The organism is Xanthomonas sp. NCPPB 1068, assembly GCF_041479385.2.
GTDB classification, from domain to species: domain Bacteria; phylum Pseudomonadota; class Gammaproteobacteria; order Xanthomonadales; family Xanthomonadaceae; genus Xanthomonas; species Xanthomonas cannabis.
Genome location: NZ_CM192986.1, coordinates 987,294 through 1,008,222 on the forward strand (window position 1 = coordinate 987,294; position 20,929 = coordinate 1,008,222).

Below are 20,929 nucleotides of genomic sequence, written 5' to 3' on the forward strand. Positions count from 1 at the left end.
GCTCGCTGCCGCTGTCGCAGCTGTTGCCGGACCTGACGCTGGCGCACGACGTGCAGGTGTCGGGCCTGGTGATGGACAGCCGCGCGGTACGCCCGGGCGATGCCTTCGTGGCCATCGCCGGTTTCGGCGCACACGGGCTGGGCTTTGTCGAACAGGCGCGTGCCAACGGCGCGGTGGCGGTGTTGTTCGAGCCGCCCGCACCGGACGATCTGCCGGCGCCGGCCGATGCGATCGCCGTGCCGGGCCTGCGCGCGCGGCTGGGCCGCATGGCCGACCAGTTCCATGGCCATCCGTCGCGCGCGCTGTGCATGCTCGGCGTCACCGGCACCAATGGCAAGACCTCCACCGTGCAGCTGCTGGCGCAGGCGCTGACGCTGCTCGGCACACCCACCGGCACGCTCGGTACGCTGGGCGTCGGCCTGTACGGCGCTGCCGTGCCGACCGGCTTCACCACGCCGCTGGTGCTGTCCACGCATGCGCTGCTGGCGCAGCTGCGCGATGACGGTGCGCAGGCGGTGGCCATGGAAGTCAGCTCGCACGCGCTCGACCAGGGCCGCGTGGACGCGGTGCATTTCGACGTGGCGGTGTTCACCAATCTCACCCGCGACCATCTCGATTACCACGGCGACATGGCGCAGTACGGCGCCGCCAAGGCCAGGCTGTTCACCCGTGCCGGGCTGAAGGCGGCGGTGGTGAATCTGGACGATGGCTTCGGCCGCACGCTGTTTGCCTCGCTCGATCCTGCGCTGCGCGCGATCGGTGTGAGTTCACGCGGGCAGGCCGATGCCGGCGTACATGCCAGCGATCTGCAGCTGGACCACACCGGTATCAATTTCACGCTGCACATCGCCGGTGAGGCGCATGCGGTGCGCTCGCCGTTGCTGGGGCGCTTCAATGTGGACAACCTGCTGGCAGTGGCTGGTGCGTTGTCTGCGCTGGACCATGCGCCGGCGCGGATCGCCGATGTGCTTGGGCAGCTGCAGCCGATCCACGGCCGCATGAACCGGCTCGGCGGCGCGCACGGCGCACCGCTGGTGGTGGTGGATTACGCGCACACCCCCGATGCGCTGGAACAGGCCTTGGCGAGCCTGCGCTCGCATGCGCAGGACCGGTTGATCTGCGTCTTTGGTTGCGGTGGCGAGCGCGATACCGGCAAGCGTCCGCAGATGGCGGCGATTGCCGAGCTCAATGCCGATGTGGCGATCGTCACCGACGACAATCCGCGCGGCGAAGACGGCGATGCGATCGTGGCCGACATCCTGCGCGGCTTTGCGCACCCGGACGCGGCCATCGTGCAGCGCGATCGCGCCGCCGCGATCCATCAGGCCATCGGCATGGCCAGCGCCGCCGACATCGTCTTGATCGCCGGCAAGGGCCACGAGCCCTACCAGGAAGTCGCTGGCGTGCGGCATGCGTTCGACGATGCCGCCGTGGCCGCGCAGGCCTTGCTGCCGCGCACCACGCTGGGAGTGCGCGCATGAAGCTCACCCCGTTGTCGTTGATTGCGCACTGGGCAGGCGGCGAGCTGCAGGGCGACGACGCCATGATCGATGCGGTGAGCAACGACACGCGCACGCTGTCCAACGGCAGCCTGTACGTGGCGCTGCGCGGCGAGCGTTTCGATGGGCACGACTTTGCCGCAGACGCAGTGGCGCACGGCGCCAGCGGGTTGCTGGTGGAGCGCCTGTTGCCGGCGCTGAGCGTGCCGCAGGTGGTGGTGGAAAATGCCGAGCTGGCGTTGGCGCGGATCGCCGCCGGCATGCAGCGCGACCGCGCCACCCGCGTGGTTGCGCTGACCGGTTCCAACGGCAAGACCAGCGTCAAGGCCTTGTTGCTCTCGATCCTGACCGAAGCCGGGCGCGTGGACGGCACCACCGTGTACGCCACGCCGGGCAACCGCAACAACGAAATCGGCCTGCCGCTGGCGGTGATCGCCGCGCCGGACGATGCCGACGTGGCGATCTACGAAATGGGTGCCGGCAAGCCGGGCGATATCGCCTATCTCACCGACATCGCGCGGCCGCAGGTCGCGTTGGTCAACAACATCGCGCCGGCGCATCTGGAGCGCCTGGGCAGCCTGCTCGGCGTGGCGCAGACCAAGGGCGCCATCTACGCCGCGTTGCCGGCCGATGGCGTGGCGGTCATCAACGCCGACGACGCGTTCGGCGCCTGGTTCGAGCAGCAACTGCTGGCGCAGCCGCTGCAGGGCCGTCGCGTGTTGCGCTATGGCTTGCAGGCCAGCGCCGACATCAGTGCACGCCAGCTGCGGCTGCAGGCCGACGGCGCACAGTTCACGCTGGTGACGCCGCAGGGCGAGGCGCAGATTGCGCTGCCGCTGCCCGGTCGCCACAACGTGCTCAACGCCCTGGCGGCCACCGGGCTGGCGCTCGGCGCCGGCATCGCGTTGCCGGTCATTGCCGCAGGCCTGGCGCAGGCGCGCCCGGTGGCCGGCCGGCAGATCGCGCATCGGCTGCCCGGCGGCGCGTTGTTGATCGACGACAGTTACAACGCCAACCCCGGCTCGCTGGACGCGGCCATCGATGCACTGGCCGCCGCGCCGGGCGATGGCTGGCTGGTGCTGGGCGACATGCGCGAACTCGGCCCGGAAGGTGCCGCCCTGCATGCCGCCGCCGGGCGGCGCGCACGCGCGGCCAAGTTGCAGCGTCTGTATGCATTGGGCGAACTCAGTGCCGCCGCCGCGCAGGCGTTCGGTGAAGGTGGCCGGGTGTTTGCCACGCATGCGGAGCTGATCGAGGCGTTGCGGGCGGATCTTGCCGAAGCCGGGACCGGGGACCCGGGACCGGGGACCCGGGAACAGCAACAGCAACAGCACGACGCATCAGAAAATGCGCAGGAACACGCTTTGATAGAACAACAACAGTCGCAGCCCGCACCCGCTTCTACGGGTCCCGGGTCCCGGGTCCCGGGTCCCCGCGCCATCACGCTGCTGGTGAAGGGCTCGCGCGGCAGCGCCATGGACCGCATCGTCACCGCGCTGCTCGCACCGGCGGAGGATGCCTCCCATGCTGCTTGAGTTGGCGCGTTGGCTGCAGCAACTGGAGAGCCTGTTCGGGCTGTTCAACTATCTGACCTTCCGCGGCATCCTGGCCGCGCTGACCGCACTGTTCCTGTCGTTGTGGATGGGCCCGGCGGTGATCCGCAAGCTGGCCCAGTTCAAGGGTGGCCAGCCGATCCGCCAGGACGGCCCGCAGACGCATTTCTCCAAGGCCGGCACGCCGACCATGGGCGGCTCGCTGATCCTGCTCACCGTCACCATGTCGGTGCTGCTGTGGGGCGACCTGCGCAACCGTTACGTCTGGCTGGTGCTGGCGGTGATGATCTGCTTCGGTGCGATCGGCTGGTACGACGACTGGATCAAGATCGTCCGCCGCGACCCCAATGGCCTGAAATCGCGCTGGAAATACCTGCTGCAGTCGATCTTCGGTCTGGCCGCCGGCCTGTTCCTGTACTACACCGCCGACGTGCCGGCGGCGATCACCTTCTACATTCCGATGTTCAAGTCGATCGCGCTGCCGCTGGCCGGCGTGAGCTTCGTGGTGATCGCCTATTTCTGGATCGTGGGCTTCTCCAACGCGGTGAACCTCACCGACGGCCTGGACGGCCTGGCGATCATGCCGACCGTGCTGGTGGCCTGCGCGCTGGGCGTGTTCGCGTATGCCTCCGGCAACGTGGTGTTTGCCGAATACCTGAAAATCCCGCTGATTCCAGGCGCTGGCGAGCTGATCATCATCTGCTCGGCGATCGCCGGGGCAGGGTTGGGCTTTCTGTGGTTCAACACCTATCCGGCCATGGTGTTCATGGGTGACATCGGCGCGCTGTCGCTGGGCGCGGTGCTCGGCACCATCGCGGTGATCGTGCGCCAGGAAATGGTGCTGGTGATCATGGGCGGCGTGTTCGTGATCGAAACCCTGTCGGTGATGATCCAGGTGGCCAGCTTCAAGCTGACCGGCAAGCGCGTGTTCCGCATGGCGCCCATCCATCACCACTTCGAACTCAAGGGTTGGCCGGAGCCGCGGGTGATCGTGCGCTTCTGGATCATTTCGGTGGTGCTGGTGCTGATCGGCCTTGCCACGTTGAAGGTGCGCTGATGAACGACATGTCCCGCCAGGCCACGCGACTGGACGCCATCGGCGGCCGCTACGACCCGTGGTTGCTCGGCGCGGCCGCCACGCTCGCCTCGCTGGGCGTGGTGATGGTGGCCTCCAGCTCGATCGAGTTGTCGGATAACCCGTTCTATTACCTGACCCGTCACCTGCTGTTCCTGGGCATCGGCATCGGGCTGGCGTTCTGGGCGATGCGCACCGAGCTCAAGACCATCGAGCAATACAACCAGGTGTTGCTGCTGGCCTGCTTCGGCCTGCTGATGGTGGTGTTCGTGCCGGGGCTGGGTAGCAGCGTCAACGGCGCCAAGCGCTGGATCAACCTGGGCGTGTCCAAGTTCCAGACCGTCGAAGCGGTCAAGGTGCTCTACATCGTATGGCTGTCCAGCTACCTGGTGCGCTTCCGCGATGAAGTCAACGCCACCTGGCCGGCCATGCTCAAGCCGCTGGGCGTGGCCATCGCGCTGGTCGGCCTGTTGCTGATGCAGCCAGACTTCGGCTCGTCCACGCTGCTGCTGGCGATCACCGCCGGCATGCTGGTGCTGGGCGGGGTGAACCTGCCGCGCATGTCGATGCCGATCGTGTTCGGCCTGCCGGTGTTCGCCTTCATCGCGATTCTGGAGCCGTATCGCCTGCGTCGTATCACCTCGTTCCTGGACCCGTGGGCCGACCAGCTCGGCTCCGGTTATCAGCTGTCGAATGCGTTGATGGCAGTCGGTCGTGGTCAGTGGACCGGCGCGGGCCTGGGCGCCTCGGTGCAGAAGCTCAACTATCTGCCCGAGGCGCATACCGACTTCATCTTCTCGGTGATCGCCGAAGAGCTGGGCTTCGTCGGCGTCTGCGGTGTCATTGCGCTGTACGCGCTGCTGGTCGGCCGTGCGTTCTGGCTGGGCATGCGCTGCGTGGAAATGAAGCGCCACTTCTCCGGCTATATCGCGTTCGGCATCGGCCTGTGGATCAGCCTGCAGAGTTTCGTGTCGGTGGGCGTCAACCTGGGCATCCTGCCGACCAAGGGCCTGACCTTGCCGCTGATTTCCTCCGGCGGTTCGTCGGTGCTGATGACCTGCGTGGCGATGGGCCTGTTGCTGCGCGTGTCCTATGAAATGGATCGTGCCGAGCGCCTGCGCAGCAAGTTGTCGCCGCAGGGTGCGGGCACTGCGGCTGCCGAGCCGGCCGAACCTGTCGCCGACGCGGCGCCGCCGCCGTATTCACCCGCGCGCAAGCCGCAGCGCGAGACCGCTGCTGCCGCCGCGCCGGTGGCCGCCGCACCAGTCGCTGCCGCTTCCGTGGCACCGGCATCGGCGATCTTGCGCGGCACCAGCCGCATGCAGCCGCGCGTGGAACCGACGTTCGGGAGGATCGCATGAGCGTTGATGCGACTGCCTCGCAAGCATCCGCAGTGTCTGCCGGAGCTCGGCCTGTGATGATTCTGGCTGGCGGCACCGGCGGGCATATCTTCCCGGGGTTGGCCGTGGCCAAGGTATTGCGCGCGCGCGGCGTGCCGGTGACCTGGCTGGGCGCCGATGGCGCAATGGAAACCCGTCTGGTGCCGCAGCACGACATCCAGATCGACACCCTGGCCATCAGCGGCCTGCGTGGCAAGGGCGTGGTGAAGTTGCTGGGTGCACCGGTGCGGGTGATGCGCGCGGTGCGCGCCGCCGGCTTCGTGCTGCGCAAGCGCCAACCGCGTGCGGTGATCAGTTTTGGCGGCTTTGCGGCCGGCCCGGGCGGCCTGGCCGCACGCCTGCTCGGCACGCCGCTGCTTGTGCACGAACAGAACCGCGCGCCCGGCATGACCAACAAGGTGCTGTCGCGTTTCGCGCGCCGCGTGCTGACCGGCTTCCCGGGCAGCTTCGTCGGCGAAGAAGCGGTAGGCAACCCGGTGCGTGCCGACATTGCCGCACTGCCTGCGCCGGCTGCACGTCTGGTGGGCCGCGATGGCCCGGTGCGCCTGCTGGTGCTTGGCGGCAGCCAGGGCGCACGGGCATTGAATCAGGCCGTGCCGGCCGCGCTGGCTGCACTCGGTTACCCGGATGTCGAGGTGCGGCATCAGTGCGGCGAAAAGCTGCGCGCCGAAGCCGAAGCGTCGTACGCACAGGCCGGTGTCAACGCCAGTGTCGAACCCTTCATCGCCGACATGGCGGCCGCTTATGCCTGGGCCGATCTGGTCGTGTGCCGCGCCGGTGCATCCACGCTGGCCGAACTGTGCGCCGCCGGCATCGGCAGCGTGCTGGTGCCGTTCGCCGCAGCGGTGGACGACCATCAGACCCGCAATGCGGAATACCTGGTCAGCGCCGATGCCGCCGTGCTGCTCAAGCAGGACGACAGCCTCGCGGTGCGTCTGCAGCAGCTCCTGCAGACCCTGCTCAACGACCCGGCCCGTCGCCTGTCGATGGCGCAAGCCGCCCGCACCCTGGCCAAGCCGGATGCCGCAGAGCGGATCGCCGACATCATTTTGGAAGAAGCCGGGACTCGGGACCCGGGACCCGGGACCCCGGAAGCACACAAGCAACAGCAAGAGCAGAAAGGCATGCATGCAGACGATTTCGGCGGGCAGGCGCGCGGCGCCGCTGCGTTTTCCCCGGGTCCCGGGTCCCGAGTCCCGGGTCCCGGCTCCGCAGGAGGTGCCCTGTGATCCGCCGTCTGCAGGACAGTGGCGATCTGGTGCGCGCATTTCCGCGCGTGCATTTCGTCGGCATCGGCGGCACCGGCATGAGCGGTATTGCCGAGGTCATGCTGACGCTGGGTTATGAAGTGTCCGGTTCGGATAATTCGGATAACGCGGCGACGCGGCGGCTGGCCAAGCTGGGTGCGCGCGTGATGCGCGGCCACTCCGCCGCCAACGTGCTCGGCACCGATTGCGTGGTGGTGTCCAGTGCCATCCGCGAAGACAACCCCGAGCTGATGGAAGCGCGCAGCCAGCGCATTCCGATCATGCCGCGCGCAGCGATGCTGGCCGAGCTGATGCGCTTCCGCCGTGGCATCGCCGTGGCCGGCACGCATGGCAAGACCACCACCACCAGCCTGGCGGCAGCCGTGCTGAGCGAAGGTGGCCTGGACCCGACCTTCGTCATCGGCGGGCAGCTGCTGGCCGCCGGTGCCAACGCAAAGCTCGGTGGCGGGCAGTGGCTGGTCGCCGAGGCCGACGAGAGCGACGGCAGCTTCCTGCGCCTGAATCCGTTGATGGCGGTGATCACCAACATCGATTCGGATCACCTGGAAAACTACGGCAACGACTTCGCCCGCGTGCAGGCCGCATTCGCCGAATTCCTGCAGCGCCTGCCGTTCTACGGCCTGGCGCTGTTGTGCATCGACGACCCGGAAGTGGCCGCACTGGCCGGCAAGACGCCGCGTCACGTGATGAGTTACGGCATGAGCGAGAACGCCGACGTGCGCGCCGAGGATGTGGTGCAGGACGGCCCGCGCATGCGCTTCACGCTGCGTCTGCCCGAAGGCACCACCACGCCGGTCACGCTGGCGCTGCCGGGCCGTCACAACGTGCTCAACGCCCTGGCCGCCGCCGCAATCGGTTGGCAGCTGGGCGTGGAGCCGCAGACCATTGCGCGCGCGCTGGAAAACTTCGCCGGCATCGGCCGTCGTTTCAACGATCTGGGCGAAGTCACCACCAGCACCGGTGCACGTGTGCGCGTGGTCGACGATTACGGCCATCACCCGCGCGAACTGGAAGCGGTGTTCGCTGCAGCGCGTGGCGGCTGGCCGGACAAGCGCCTGGTCGTCGCCTTCCAGCCGCACCGCTACAGCCGCACCCGTGACCAGTTCGACGCCTTCGCCGCAGTGCTCAGCACGGTCGATGCACTGGTGTTGAGCGAGGTCTACCCGGCCGGCGAAGCGCCGATCCCCGGCGCCGATTCGCGTGCGCTGGCACGCGCCATCCGTGCGCGCGGCCGCAGCGAGCCGGTGGTCGTAGGCCAGATTTCCGGCCTGGCCGAAGTGTTGCCCGACGTGCTGCAGGACGGCGACCTGCTGTTGATGATGGGCGCCGGCGATATCGGCTATGTGGCCCAGCACATCACCAACAACGGCTTTGTCGGGGGTGCGGCGTGAGCATGTCTTCTATCGGGACCCGGGACCCGGGGCCCGGGACCGGGGAACAGCAGGGCAATCAGCGCACGCATGCCGCTGTAACGGGTTCCGAGTCCCGGGTCCCGGGTCCCGGCCTTCACAAACGCACCAGCGACCCGGCCGCATTCGGCCGCGTTGCGGTGCTGCTCGGCGGCACCTCGTCCGAGCGTGAAGTGTCGTTGAACTCCGGCAGCAATGTGCTGGAAGCGCTGCGCGCACGCGGTGTGGATGCACAGCCGGTCGATGGCATTCCGGCGTTGGCCAAGGCATTGGTCGCACAGCAGTTCGATCGCGTCTTCAACGTGCTGCACGGCCATAACGGCGGTGGCGAAGACGGCATCGTGCAGGGCCTGATGGAAGCGTTCGGCGTGCCGTACACCGGCTCGGATGTGCTCGGCTCGGCGCTGAGCATGGACAAGATCCGCACCAAGCAGGTGTGGCTGTCGCTGGGCCTGAGCACGCCGCGCTACGCGCGTCTGGCCGCCGGCGCCAGCGCCGACGACATCCATGCCGCGGCCCGGCAGATCGGCTTGCCGGTCATCGTCAAGCCGGCCAACGAAGGCTCCAGCGTCGGCGTCAGCCGCGTGTTCGACCAGGCACAGCTCGAAGAGGCGGTGACCCTGGCTGCCCGCTACGACGGTGCGCTGTTGATGGAGCAATTGATCGAAGGCGATGAACTGACCGTTGCCGTGCTCGGCGACACCGCGCTGCCGTCGATCCGCATCGTGCCCAAGGGCCAGTGGTACGACTACAACGCCAAGTACATTGCCGAAGACACGCAGTATCTGTGCCCGGGCCTGGAAGGCGAGGCCGAAGCGCAGATCCGCCAGCTCGCCCTGGACGCGTTCCGCGCTGCCGGCTGCTGCGGCTGGGGCCGCGTGGACGTGATGCGCGATGGCAGCAGCGGCGAGCTCTATCTGCTTGAGGTCAACACCGCCCCGGGCATGACCAGCCACTCCCTGGTGCCCAAGGCCGCCCGCCAGCTCGGTATCGACTTCGAAGAACTGGTCTGGCGCGTGCTGGAGCAGACGCTATGACGCAGGGATTGGTGATTCGGCATTCGGGATTGGTGAACGGCGGCGCCATGCGCGTTGTTGCTGTTGCCGTTGCCGTGACGAATCCCCAATCCCCAATGCCGAATCCCGTGTGCGGAGCACACCCATGAACGCCACCCTGCGCATCCTGGCGTGGTTGCTCGCAGTGGCGCTGGTCGCGTTGCCGGTGGTGGCCGTGCTCAACGGCTGGGTCGGCGCCGAGCGCTGGCCGCTGGCGCGGTTGCGGGTGTCGGGCGATTTCAAGCGGGTGCCGGCCGAGCAGTTGCGTGCGGTGGTCCTGCCATATGCGCGCGCGGGCTTTTTCGCGGTGAAGTTGCAGAGCGCGCAAGACGCCATCGCGCGCTTGCCGTGGGTGGAAAGTGCGCAGGTGCGCAAGCGTTGGCCGGACGTGCTGGAAGTGCACGTGACCGAGCACAAGCCGTTCGCGCGCTGGGGAACCGACCGCATGTTGTCCGAGCAGGGCCGCTTGTTCCGCACCCCGCCGCTGTTGAAGGATTTCAAGTTGCCGCAACTCGGTGGCCCGGACAGCAAGACCCAGGAGGTGGTGGCGCTCTACAACGAATCGCGCGCGTTGTTCGCGCCGACCGGGCTGGATGTGGAGCGTCTTGAAATGGATGCGCGCGGCAGCTGGTCGCTGGGCTTGAGCAACGGCGTGCAGATCGTGATCGGCCGCGACGATGCCCGCGCCCGCCTGCAACGCTTCGCCCGCGTGCTCCCGCAGCTGGCCGACCCGCAACGCCCGATCGCCCGCGCCGACCTGCGCTACACCAATGGCTTTACGGTCGAACGGCGAATGGAGAATGGGGAATCGGGAATCGAGAAGAAGCCAAAGCCCGCATCGCCCGCTGCGCCTCACACACTTGTTCTCAACTCTCCCCGCATTCGTGTACCGCTGTTGACGATTCCCCATTCCCCATTCGCTATTCCCGGCTTTAAGACATGAACCGCAAAGGCGACAAATCCCTCATCGTTGGACTGGACATCGGCACCTCCAAGGTCGTCGCGCTGGTCGGCGAGTATTCGCCCGGCAATCCGATCGAAGTGATCGGCATCGGTTCGCATGAATCGCGCGGTCTCAAGCGCGGCGTGGTGGTGGATATCGAATCCACCGTGCAGTCGATCCAGCGTGCGGTGGAAGAAGCCGAGCTGATGGCCGGCTGCGAAATCCGCTCGGTGTATGCCTCGATCTCCGGCAACCACGTGCAGTGCAAGAACTCCCCCGGCATCGTGCCGATCCGCGATGGCGAAGTGACCTGGAGCGATCTGGAGCGCGTGCTCGATGCCGCCAAGGCCGTGGCCATTCCCGCCGATCAGCGCATCCTGCATGCCATTCCGCGCGAGTACGTGCTGGACGATTCGCAGGAAGGCATCCGCAACCCGGTCGGCATGACCGGCGTGCGCCTGGAGGTGCATGCGCACCTGGTGGTGTGCGCGCAGTCGGCCGCGGCCAACATCACCAAGTGCGTGCAGAAGTGCGGCCTGCAGGTGGACGATCTGGTGCTGTCGTCGCTGGCCTCCTCGGTGGCCGTGCTGACCGCCGACGAGCGCGAGCTGGGCGTGGTACTGGTGGACATCGGCGCCGGCACCACCGATCTGGCGGTGTACGTGCAAGGCGCGATCTGCCACACCGCCTCGCTGCCGATCGCCGGCGACCACGTCACCAACGACATTGCGCACATGCTGCGCACGCCCACCCCGGAAGCCGAACAGATCAAGGTGCGTTATGCCTGCGCGCTGGCGCAGCTGGCCACCGCCGAAGAAAGCATCCAGGTGCCGTCGGTGGGCGACCGCCCGCCTCGCCGCATGCCGCGGCATGCGCTGGCGCAGGCGGTGCAGGGCCGGTACGAAGAAATCTTCGAGATGGTGCAGGCCGAATTGCGCCGTTCGGGCTTTGAAGAAATGGTGCGCGCCGGCATGGTGCTCACCGGCGGCGCCTCGAAGATGGAAGGCGTGGTGGAACTGGCCGAAGAAATGCTGCAGATGCCGGTGCGCGTGGGCATCCCGCAGCACGTCACCGGCCTGGGCGAAGTCGTCGGCAACCCGGTGCACGCCTCCGGCGTTGGCCTGTTGCTGATGGGCAGCCAGATCGAACATCCGCGCCGTCCGTCGATCCCGACCGGGCGCGCGGGCAGCTTGTTCAAGAAATTGAAGAATTGGTATCGCGGCGAATTTTGAGGCCGGGACGCGGGACCCGGGACCCGGGACCCGGAAGAGCAAAAAAGCGGACAGCGGAAGGTGGCGGAGAGATTGGGTTGAATCGGTAGGTGGTTGAGCGGCACGCAGCATTCATAAGAAACATTTTGCCGGTCCGAGTTTCGGGCCGGGAGCCGGGAGATCGCTTCCCGGGTCCCGGGTCCCGAGCCCCGGGTCCCGGCTTCATACAAGAGGACACTGACATGGCACATTTCGAACTGATTGAAAAAATGGCTCCCAACGCGGTCATCAAGGTCGTTGGCGTCGGCGGCGGTGGCGGCAATGCCGTCGCGCACATGGTCAACACCAATGTCGATGGCGTGGAATTCATCACCGCCAACACCGACTCGCAGGCGATCAAGAACTGCGGCGCCAAGTTGCAGCTGCAGCTCGGCACCAACGTCACCAAGGGCCTGGGCGCAGGCGCCAATCCGGAAGTCGGTCGTCAGGCCGCGCTGGAAGACCGCGAGCGCATCATGGACGCACTGCAGGGTGCGGACATGGTCTTCATCACCGCCGGCATGGGCGGCGGTACCGGCACCGGTGCCGCACCGGTCGTCGCACAGCTGGCCAAGGAAATGGGCATCCTGACCGTGGCCGTGGTCACCAAGCCGTTCCCGTTCGAAGGCCGTCGCCGCATGCAGGTGGCGCTGAAGGGCATCGAAGAGTTGAGCCAGCATTGCGATTCGCTGATCACCATCCCCAATGAAAAGCTGATCACCGTGCTGGGCCGCAACGCCACCATGATCCAGGCATTCCGTGCGGCCAACGACGTGCTGCAGGGTGCCGTGCAGGGCATCGCCGACCTGATCGTGCGTCCGGGCCTGATCAACGTCGACTTCGCCGACGTGCGCACCGTGATGTCGGAAATGGGTCTGGCCATGATGGGCACCGGCTCGGCACGTGGCGATGACCGCGCGCAGGCCGCCGCCGAAGCCGCCATCCAGAACCCGCTGCTGGACGATGTGAACCTGGCCGGTGCCAACGGCATCCTGGTCAACATCACCGCCGGTCCGGATTTCACCATGTCCGAGTTCGACGAGATCGGCCGCACCATCGAAGCGTTCGCTTCCGAAGATGCGACCGTGGTCGTGGGCACCGTGCTCGATCCGGACATGCAGGACGAAGTGCGCGTCACCGTGGTCGCCACCGGCCTGAACCGTGCGGTTGCCCGTCAGACCCAGCGTCCGGACCAGCGCGCCCCGATCAAGCTGGTGCGCAACGCCACCACCGGCCAGCCGGAGTTCGGCGACTTCGACGCCTCCAGCGGCGATGCGGTGTCCAAGGCCGTCGGCGGCAGCATGGGTCTGGGCCTGCGTCGCCCGAGCAGCGATTCGGTCGGCAGCAGCCACGGCACCGGCAATTCCGCACCGCCGGCCGCAGACCTGCCCAACGATTACCTGGACATTCCGGCGTTCCTGCGCCGCCAGGCCGACTGAGGGGCGCCGGCGGCGCCGCCACGGCGGCGTCGCCCGTCCCACCCGAGGGTTGCCTCGGGGCTGTAATGCCATGTCCTTTCTGCCGGATCGGTGACGGTCCGGCAGCTTTTGCACTGGCGTGACCGCAGGATTACAGCGCTCGTCACGCGCAACTTGTTAAAATTCGGATAATCTCAACGGATTAGACAGCCGGTTCAGCGTCTGTCTGCATTGTTCCCCCAGACTTCGCATATGACCCAGCAACGCACCCTCAAGAACACCATTCGCGCCACCGGCGTCGGCCTCCACAGCGGCGACAAGGTCTATATGACGCTGCGACCGGCCCCGGTCGACCATGGCGTGGTGTTCCGACGTGTGGACCTGGAGCCGGTGGTCGAAGTGCCTGCCGATGCGGAGCTGGTCACCGAGACCACGCTGTGTACCGGTCTGACCTGCAACGGCGCCAAGATCCAGACCGTCGAGCACCTGATGTCGGCGCTGGCCGGGCTGGGCGTGGACAATGTCATCGTCGAACTGTCGTCGGCCGAATTGCCGATCATGGATGGCTCGTCCGGCCCGTTCGTGTTCCTGCTGCAGTCGGCAGGCATCGTCGAGCAGGACAAGCCCAAGCGTTTCATCCGCATCAAACAGCCGGTGGAAGTGCGCGAGGGCGACAAGGTCGCGCGCTTCGAGCCGTATGACGGCTACAGGCTGGGCTTCACCATCGAATTCAACCACCCGATGATCCCGGCCAAGCAGTCGCGCCAGGAAATCGAGTTCTCCACCTCGGCGTACGTCAAGGAAATCTCGCGCGCCCGTACCTTCGGCTTCATGCGCGACCTCGAATACATGCGCGAGCGCAATCTGGGCCTGGGTGGTTCGATGGACAACGCCATCGTGCTGGACGAGTTCCGCGTGCTCAACGAGGACGGCCTGCGCTACACCAACGAATTCGTCCGCCACAAGATCCTGGACGCCATTGGCGACCTGTATCTGGCCGGCGGCGCCATCCTGGGTGCCTACGAAGGCTTCAAGTCCGGCCACGCGCTCAACAACAAGCTGGTGCGCGCCCTGCTGGCGGATCAGGCTGCCTGGGAATGGGTGAGCTACCCGCAAGGGTCCCAGCAGCCGCCGGTCACCTACGCCAGCCCTGTCTACGCCTGACGGCGCTGATCGAACCCCGTGCAGCGGGCGACGGGCGCGGCCGAGGCCGAGGCCCAGCGTTGCAGCGCCCGGCATCCGCTGCCGTGTCACGCGTGCCATCTGCCCCGGCGCACCCGAGCATTCGGCAGCGTTTGTGTCAGGGAATGCCGCAATCGGCATTCAAAGTGTGAACTCTGTCAGATTTCAGGTCGGTTCTTAACTTTTATTTAAGACTTCTCTAACTCCTGCGGCCTCCACGCCCGCTAGGATGCGTCGGGTCGTGCGTGGTCTTCGCAATCTTTTCACGCACAGGCGGTCGCTTCGAGACGGCGGCCAGGACGTCACCGCTTGGTCGGTAAGACGTCCTGCAAGGACGCCAGCGCTTCGCGTAGACCTTTGTGCGTGGCTTCGGATACCGGCCGTGGACGGTCGCGGTTCTGCTGTGTTGGGGAATGCAGCGGAGTGCTTGCTGTCTTGACGGTCACTGCGGTGGCCTTCAATCCGAGGGATCGGGCGGCATCAAGGAGTTGGGTCTCGGCAAGCCGCACCTTGGCATGCCAGATCGGTGAATCAACCAGAAAAACGAGCTGTTCGCCTCGGACATTGGCCAACCGGCAACGGGTGACCAGATGGGGCGGTAACAGGGGACGCAACTGCCGGTCCAGCGCATCGAGCCACAAGGCCCGGCGCAACGGGTCGCCAGCCTTTTCCCCCAGCGCGGCCTCGATGGCCGGTTGTGGTGTGGAGGGGTTGCGTGCGTTGGACTTGGGCTTGGACATGACACTCATATGGCGTTGAAAAAAGTTGTAATCAAATCCCGTCAGACACGGGCAGAACGATTGACCCAGCAGATCCAGGGCTTTGCCGCAGATCGGCCGATGGTCGTCCTTGGCGCGGTACTTGGCCTGGGCATGCTGATGGGCGTCGGCGCCAGTACCGCGACCGGCATGGTGACCAATTCCGCGCTGCAGGCCAAGGTCGCGCAGCAGCAGGTCGAGCTGGCCCAGGCGCAGCGCGCCTCGCAGGCGCAGGTCAACGCGCTGGCGGCCCGCATGGGCGAGCTGCAGGCGCAGGCCACCCGCCTCAATGCGCTGGGTGAGCGGTTGACCGAAATGGGCAAACTGAAGGACGGCGAGTTCGACTTTGACGAGCCGGTCGGCGTCGGTGGCGGCGACGAGCCGGTCAGCGACATGCCGGTGAAGGAGCTCACCGAGACGTTGGGCCAGGTCGAACAGCAGTTTTCCGCGTCCGGGCAGCAACTGAACGTGCTGGCCTCGCTGATGTTCGATCATCAGCTCGAGCAGAACGCGGTGCCGTCGCGGATGCCGATCCGCAATACCTACATCACCTCCGGCTTTGGCGGCCGCGCCGATCCGTTCGATGGCGGCTCGGCCTTCCACAAGGGTGTGGATTTCCATGCCAACGTGGGCGACCCGGTGATGTCGGTCGCCGACGGCGTGGTCAGCTATGCCGGCGTGCGCGGCGGCTACGGCAATGTGGTCGAGGTGGACCACGGCAACGGCTACGTGACCCGCTATGCGCACAACTCGCGGCTGGTGGTGAAGGTGGGCGACCTGGTCCGTGCCGGCCAGCAGGTGGCCAGGGCCGGTTCCAGCGGCCGGTCCACCGGCGCACACGTGCATTTCGAGGTCTGGGCGGACGGGCGCGTGGTCAATCCGCGCAAGTTCCTGGGCGACACCAACACGCCGGTGGGGCGTCGAGGGCGCGGTTGACGAAGGCATGGCAGGCTCCCGCGGAGCTGCTTGATTCGTGAAGGCTCGCCCCAAGCTACAATAGGGTGTTGCCATGACAGGGCGCAGTGCGCCCTGTTTCGTTTACGGCGGTCGGGTCTTGGGGACCGGCGTCGGTCAAACCGTTCCTTTTCAACCGGTTTCTTCAATGATCAACAGTCTGCTTACCCGTGTCTTTGGCAGTCGTAACGAACGCCAGCTGCGCCAGCTCAACCGCCTCGTCACCCAGATCAATGCGCTGGAGCCGACGATCGAGAAGCTCTCCGACGCCGAGCTGCAAGCCAAGACCCCGGAGTTCAAGCAGCGGCTTGCCGCCGGCGAGTCCCTGGACAAGATCCTGCCCGAAGCCTTTGCGGTGTGCCGCGAGGCCAGCCGCCGCGTGCTGGGCATGCGCCATTACGATGTGCAGCTGATCGGCGGCATGGTGCTGCACCTGGGCAAGATCGCCGAGATGCGCACCGGAGAAGGCAAGACCCTGGTGGCGACCCTGCCGGTGTACCTCAACGCACTGCAGGGCGAGGGCGTGCACGTGGTCACGGTCAACGACTACCTGGCGCGTCGCGACTCCGCGCAGATGGGCAAGTTGTACAACTGGCTGGGCCTGAGCGTGGGCGTGGTGTACCCGGGCATGCCGCATAGCGACAAGCACGCCGCCTACGCTGCCGACATCACCTACGGCACCAACAACGAGTTCGGCTTCGATTACCTGCGCGACAACATGGCGCTGTCGCGGGCCGACCGTTACCAGCGCAACCTGCATTACGCCATCGTCGACGAAGTCGACTCGATCCTGATCGACGAAGCGCGCACCCCGCTGATCATTTCCGGCCCGGCCGACGAGTCGCCGGAGCTGTACATCCGCGTCAACCGCATCGTGCCGCAGCTGACCAAGCAGGAAAGCGAGGAAGGCGAGGGCGATTACTGGATCGACGAGAAGGGCAAGCAGGTGCATCTGTCCGAGGCGGGCATGGGCCACGCCGAAGAACTGCTGATGCAGGCCGGTATCCTGGAAAATGCCGAAGACGGCCTGTATGCCGCGCAGAACCTGAGCGTGGTGCACCACCTCAACGCCGCGCTGCGTGCGCATGCGATCTATCAGCGCGATGTGGACTACATCGTGCGCGATGGCGAAGTGGTCATCGTCGACGAATTCACTGGCCGCACGCTGTCCGGGCGGCGCTGGTCCGACGGCCTGCACCAGGCGGTCGAGGCCAAGGAAGGCGTGCCGGTCCAGCGCGAGAACCAGACGCTGGCCAGCATCACTTTCCAGAACCTGTTCCGCATGTACAAGAAGCTGTCCGGCATGACCGGTACGGCCGACACCGAAGCCTACGAATTCCAGAGCATCTACGGGCTGGAAGTGGTGGTGATCCCGACCAACCGCCCGACCGTGCGCAAGGATCATCCGGACCAGGTGTTCCTCAACCGCAAGGGCAAGTTCAATGCGGTGCTGGCCGATATCGAAGACTGCGCCAAGCGCGGCCAGCCGGTGCTGGTGGGTACCACCTCGATCGAAACCTCGGAGATGCTCTCCGAGCATCTGCGCAAGGCGGGCGTGAAGCACGAAGTGCTCAACGCCAAGCAGCACGAGCGCGAAGCCACCATCGTTGCCAACGCCGGCCAGCCGGGCGCGGTGACCATTGCCACCAACATGGCCGGTCGCGGTACCGACATCGTGCTGGGTGGGTCGCTCGAGTCCGAATACCACGCACTCGGCGAGGAGGCGACCGAAGAAGCGCGCTTCCAGGTCAAGACCGAATGGCAGCGTCGGCACGACGCGGTCAAGGCGGCCGGTGGCCTGCACATCATCGGGACCGAGCGTCACGAATCGCGTCGTATCGACAACCAGCTGCGCGGCCGTGCCGGTCGTCAGGGCGATCCGGGTTCGTCGCGCTTCTATCTGTCGTTGGAAGACAACCTGATGCGCATCTTCGCCTCGGACTGGGTGCAGAAGGCGATGCGCATGATGGGCATGAAGGAAGACGACGTCATCGAAGATCGCCTGGTCAGCCGGCAGATCGAAAAGGCGCAGCGCAAGGTGGAGGCGCATAACTTCGACATCCGCAAGAACCTGCTGGATTTCGACGACGTCAACAACGACCAGCGCAAGGTGATCTATGCCCAGCGCGACGAGTTGCTGGATGCCGAATCGGTCAAGGACAACGTCGACGGCATCCGCGGCGATGTGATCTACGACCTGGTCGCACGCTTCGTGCCGCCCAACTCGGTGGACGAACAGTGGGACCTGCAGGGCCTGGAAGCCACGCTGGAATCGGAACTGGGCATGCCACTGGCGCTACGCGAAATGGCACGCACCCAGGAAGAACTGGACGCCGAACAGATTGCCGCCAAGGTGCAGGCAGCGGTGGACGCGCACTTCGCCGAGAAGGAAGCGGCCGTGGGCAACGACACCATGCGCGCACTGGAAAAGCACGTGATGCTGACCGTGCTCGACCAGGGCTGGAAGGAGCATCTGGCCAAGATGGATTACCTGCGCCAGGGCATCTACCTGCGTGGTTACGCGCAGAAGCAGCCCAAGCAGGAATACAAGAAGGAAGCCTTCGAGCTGTTCTCCGAGATGCTGGAGAACGTCAAGCGCGAGGTGATCAACCTGCTGGCGCGCGTGCGTATCCGCAGCGAAGACGAAGTGGCCGAGCTGGAAGAGCAGGAGCGTCGCCAGGCCGAAGCCCGCCTGATGGCTTCGCAGTTCCAGCACCAGGATGCCGGCGGCTATGGTGCCGACGAAGAAGTGGAACAGATGCAGGGCGCCAACGCCCCGGTGCCGGTCTCGCAGGTCACCCGCGACGAACCCAAGGTCGGCCGCAACGACCCGTGCCCCTGCGGCAGCGGCAAGAAGTACAAGCACTGCCACGGTCAACTCAGCTGATGCTGAGTTGACCGTGGAGCAGCCCGCTTTGCGGGCTGCTCACCCGCTATCCGCAACGCGGATAGCGGGCTCACGGTGTTGCTTCCGATCCCCTGCGCCTTCGGCGCGCCCCCCTTACCAAGGGGGGCTCTGCTTACGGGGAGTTGGTGGGGCTCTTGAGAAGTGGAAATTGTTTGAAAAGTGAGCGGTGAATGTTGGAGGCTGGGCGCAAGGTCCTGCTTCCCGATCCTGCGTGCGTTGGGCCGACTTCCTGGTAACAGTGTTGCTGGTTGAGTCGGTCGGCATTCGGTGGGATACCACGGCATCAACGCCAGAACCGCGCGTTCAAGACGCCTACTCTGGTGAGCGTGAGCTGCAGCTACGCAGTCGTAAATCGCTTGATGCGTTACCTGTGCCGCCGTGCGTCACGCTGCTGCGTCTGTGCGATTGCGGGGCGTATGCTCATTGCCCGTCCTGCGTGGAGTGCGGTCATGTCGCAGCTGTCCAGCCAGCAACTGAAGGTCTTCGTGCCTGCGCGCGATTACGCGGTGTCGCACCGGTTCTATCGCGCGCTCGGATTCGTGCAGGAAGACGAGGTCGGCAATGTGACCTGCTTTCGGCATGGCGCGCAGTGCGCGTTCTTGCTGCAGGATTTTTACGTGCGCGAGTTGGCGGAGAACCTGATGCTGCATCTGTGGGTGGACGATGCCGACGCCTGGTGGCAGCACGTGCACGACATCGGCCTGGATGCGCAGTTCAGTGTGAGCTTCAGCGCTCCAGAAGACCGGCCCTGGGGCGCGCGATTTCACCTTGCACGATCCCAGCGGCGTGCTGTGGCGAATCGGGCAGCCTTTGTGAAGCCGGGATTGGGGATTCGTGATTGGGGATTTGTAACAGCTGGTGCAATACAGGCGTTAGCCAATCCCGCATCACGCATCCCAGCCCTCAAGCGATTGCGCCGAGTGGCCCACTCGCGGCACTCTTGCGCCATGCCCGATTCCCTTCGATCCATTCACGTCGTTGCCGGCGTGATCACCGACCCCCGCGGTCGGATCCTGTTGACCCGCCGCACCGAAACCCGCGACATGCCGGGGCTGTGGGAGTTCCCTGGTGGCAAGCGCGAACCTGGCGAAACCTCCGAGCAGGCGCTGGTGCGTGAGCTCAACGAAGAGCTCGGCATCGAGGCGCAGGTAGGCGAGTGGGTCATGGAGGTGCCGCAGCTGTATCCGGACAAGCGCCTGCGCCTGGAAGTGCGCCACATCACTGCCTGGAAAGGCAGCCCGCGCGGACGCGAGGGCCAGGCGATGACCTGGGTGGCGGCCGACAAGCTTGCCCGCTATTCGATGCCGCCGGCCGACGTGCCGGTGGTGGGCGTGCTGCGTCAGCCCGACCATTATCTGATCACCCCCGAACCCGATGACGCTGCGTTATGGCTGGAAGGTCTGGAGCGCGCATTGCACAGCGGAGTCACGCGCATCCAGTTGCGCGCACGGCAGGCCGAGCCCGCGCGCTGGAGGGCCTTGCTGCAACAGGTGATGGGCTTGCGTGGTCGTGCACGCGCGCAGCTGTTGCTCAACCGCGACATCGCGCTGGCCGGGGAGCTCGGCATCGGCGTGCATCTGGGCTCGGAGCAACTTGCCACCTTGCAGGAGCGTCCGTTGCCAGCCGAACAGGTCGTCGCCGCGTCGTGCCATGGCCTGGAGGATCTGCGTCACGCGCAACGGCTCGGCTGTGATTTTGCGGTGCTGGGGCCGGTGCAGGCGACGGCGTCGCATCCAGGCGCGACGCCGTTGGGATGGGACGGATTTGAACGCTTGCGCGAGCAGGTCGCGCTGCCGATCTACGCACTCGGCGGGATGCAGGCCGACGACCTGCGCGAAGCGCGTTCCCACGGCGCACAAGGTATTGCGGCGATTCGCGCGCTGTGGCCGCAGTGACTGCGTCGTCAGCAACCTTGGTGGTGTTCGGCGGATTGCCGGGCGATCGCCGCACACGCAGCCGCCTGCTGGAAATCGAAGGAGTGTGCAGCGATCGCAAGATGCATCGGCAGCGCGTGGAATCGCGTCGGAGCGACGTGGTCGGACTGCGCGTGCCGGATTGGTCCTCCGTACTCGCGCATGAATATGCGGTGTGGACCGAGCCGCATTGGGTGATCGACAGCGCCGGGCTGAACCCGCAGCAGTCGGCTACTCAGATCATGGACCGGCTTGCCGCGTAGCCTGCAGGCGTCACCTCCAGAGGCATGGGGTCCAACGGACTCGCGGAGCCGATACGCTCCACCGACGAAGGTACTTCACCA

15 protein-coding genes and 2 pseudogenes are annotated in these 20,929 nt (G+C 66.2%); 16 read left to right on the plus strand and 1 reads right to left on the minus strand.

What is annotated here, in order from left to right; all coding sequences use genetic code 11:
- Positions 1-5 precede the first annotated feature (5 nt).
- From ACCQ12_RS04105 to lpxC, 11 genes are all read left to right on the plus strand, one after another.
- The gene (locus ACCQ12_RS04105; protein WP_372383551.1) at positions 6-1,481 is read left to right on the plus strand and encodes a UDP-N-acetylmuramoyl-L-alanyl-D-glutamate--2,6-diaminopimelate ligase; all 1,476 of its coding nucleotides are present in this window, start codon (positions 6-8) and stop codon (positions 1,479-1,481) included.
- Positions 1,478-3,034 (plus strand): UDP-N-acetylmuramoyl-tripeptide--D-alanyl-D-alanine ligase, encoded by a 1,557-nt coding sequence (locus ACCQ12_RS04110; protein WP_372383013.1) that lies wholly within the window; start codon positions 1,478-1,480, stop codon positions 3,032-3,034. Before ACCQ12_RS04105 ends, ACCQ12_RS04110 begins: the two co-directional genes overlap by 4 nt.
- Positions 3,024-4,109, plus strand: a complete 1,086-nt coding sequence (mraY, locus tag ACCQ12_RS04115) for a phospho-N-acetylmuramoyl-pentapeptide-transferase (RefSeq protein WP_372383014.1) — start codon at positions 3,024-3,026, stop codon at positions 4,107-4,109. The genes ACCQ12_RS04110 and mraY overlap by 11 nt, the downstream gene beginning before the upstream one ends.
- Positions 4,109-5,488 (plus strand): putative lipid II flippase FtsW, encoded by a 1,380-nt coding sequence (ftsW, locus tag ACCQ12_RS04120; protein ID WP_228334889.1) that lies wholly within the window; start codon positions 4,109-4,111, stop codon positions 5,486-5,488. The genes mraY and ftsW overlap by 1 nt, the downstream gene beginning before the upstream one ends.
- Positions 5,485-6,756, plus strand: a complete 1,272-nt coding sequence (gene murG / locus ACCQ12_RS04125; protein WP_372383015.1) for an undecaprenyldiphospho-muramoylpentapeptide beta-N-acetylglucosaminyltransferase — start codon at positions 5,485-5,487, stop codon at positions 6,754-6,756. The genes ftsW and murG overlap by 4 nt, the downstream gene beginning before the upstream one ends.
- On the plus strand, positions 6,753-8,186 hold the full coding sequence (gene murC / locus ACCQ12_RS04130) for a UDP-N-acetylmuramate--L-alanine ligase (protein WP_372383016.1): 1,434 nt from the start codon (positions 6,753-6,755) through the stop codon (positions 8,184-8,186). The genes murG and murC overlap by 4 nt, the downstream gene beginning before the upstream one ends.
- A 158-nt stretch (positions 8,187-8,344) precedes the next feature.
- Positions 8,345-9,241 carry a D-alanine--D-alanine ligase gene (locus ACCQ12_RS04135; RefSeq protein WP_372383552.1) on the plus strand — a complete coding sequence of 299 codons (897 nt, stop codon included), beginning with the start codon at positions 8,345-8,347 and terminating at the stop codon, positions 9,239-9,241.
- A gap of 124 nt (positions 9,242-9,365) precedes the next feature.
- Positions 9,366-10,202, plus strand: coding sequence for a cell division protein FtsQ/DivIB (locus ACCQ12_RS04140; protein ID WP_184439481.1), 837 nt, complete (start codon positions 9,366-9,368; stop codon positions 10,200-10,202).
- On the plus strand, positions 10,199-11,434 hold the full coding sequence (ftsA, locus tag ACCQ12_RS04145) for a cell division protein FtsA (protein WP_003485272.1): 1,236 nt from the start codon (positions 10,199-10,201) through the stop codon (positions 11,432-11,434). The genes ACCQ12_RS04140 and ftsA overlap by 4 nt, the downstream gene beginning before the upstream one ends.
- Before the next feature lie 221 nt (positions 11,435-11,655).
- Positions 11,656-12,891 (plus strand): cell division protein FtsZ, encoded by a 1,236-nt coding sequence (ftsZ, locus tag ACCQ12_RS04150; RefSeq protein ID WP_179453718.1) that lies wholly within the window; start codon positions 11,656-11,658, stop codon positions 12,889-12,891.
- 231 nt (positions 12,892-13,122) lie between these two features.
- Positions 13,123-14,034: a UDP-3-O-acyl-N-acetylglucosamine deacetylase gene (gene lpxC, locus ACCQ12_RS04155; protein ID WP_047697596.1), complete on the plus strand. Its 912-nt coding sequence runs from the start codon at positions 13,123-13,125 to the stop codon at positions 14,032-14,034.
- 320 nt (positions 14,035-14,354) lie between these two features.
- Here lpxC and ACCQ12_RS04160 read toward each other — a convergent pair whose 3' ends face one another.
- Positions 14,355-14,801, minus strand: coding sequence for a DciA family protein (locus ACCQ12_RS04160; RefSeq protein ID WP_372383017.1), 447 nt, complete (start codon positions 14,799-14,801; stop codon positions 14,355-14,357).
- Between ACCQ12_RS04160 and ACCQ12_RS04165 the strand changes: the two genes are divergently transcribed.
- The 5 genes and pseudogenes from ACCQ12_RS04165 to ACCQ12_RS04185 form a co-directional block, all read left to right on the plus strand.
- Positions 14,802-15,746: a M23 family metallopeptidase gene (locus ACCQ12_RS04165; RefSeq protein ID WP_372383018.1), complete on the plus strand. Its 945-nt coding sequence runs from the start codon at positions 14,802-14,804 to the stop codon at positions 15,744-15,746.
- Positions 15,747-15,912: 166 nt separating this feature from the next.
- Complete coding sequence (gene secA / locus ACCQ12_RS04170) at positions 15,913-18,651, plus strand: preprotein translocase subunit SecA (RefSeq protein ID WP_039404154.1); 2,739 nt, start codon at positions 15,913-15,915, stop codon at positions 18,649-18,651.
- 470 nt (positions 18,652-19,121) lie between these two features.
- Positions 19,122-19,488 (plus strand): annotated as a pseudogene (locus ACCQ12_RS04175) (VOC family protein).
- Between the two features lie 131 nt (positions 19,489-19,619).
- Positions 19,620-20,567: a Nudix family hydrolase gene (locus ACCQ12_RS04180; protein ID WP_372383019.1), complete on the plus strand. Its 948-nt coding sequence runs from the start codon at positions 19,620-19,622 to the stop codon at positions 20,565-20,567.
- A gap of 47 nt (positions 20,568-20,614) precedes the next feature.
- Positions 20,615-20,848: pseudogene (locus ACCQ12_RS04185) on the plus strand (AAA family ATPase); the annotation flags it as partial.
- Positions 20,849-20,929 lie beyond the last annotated feature (81 nt).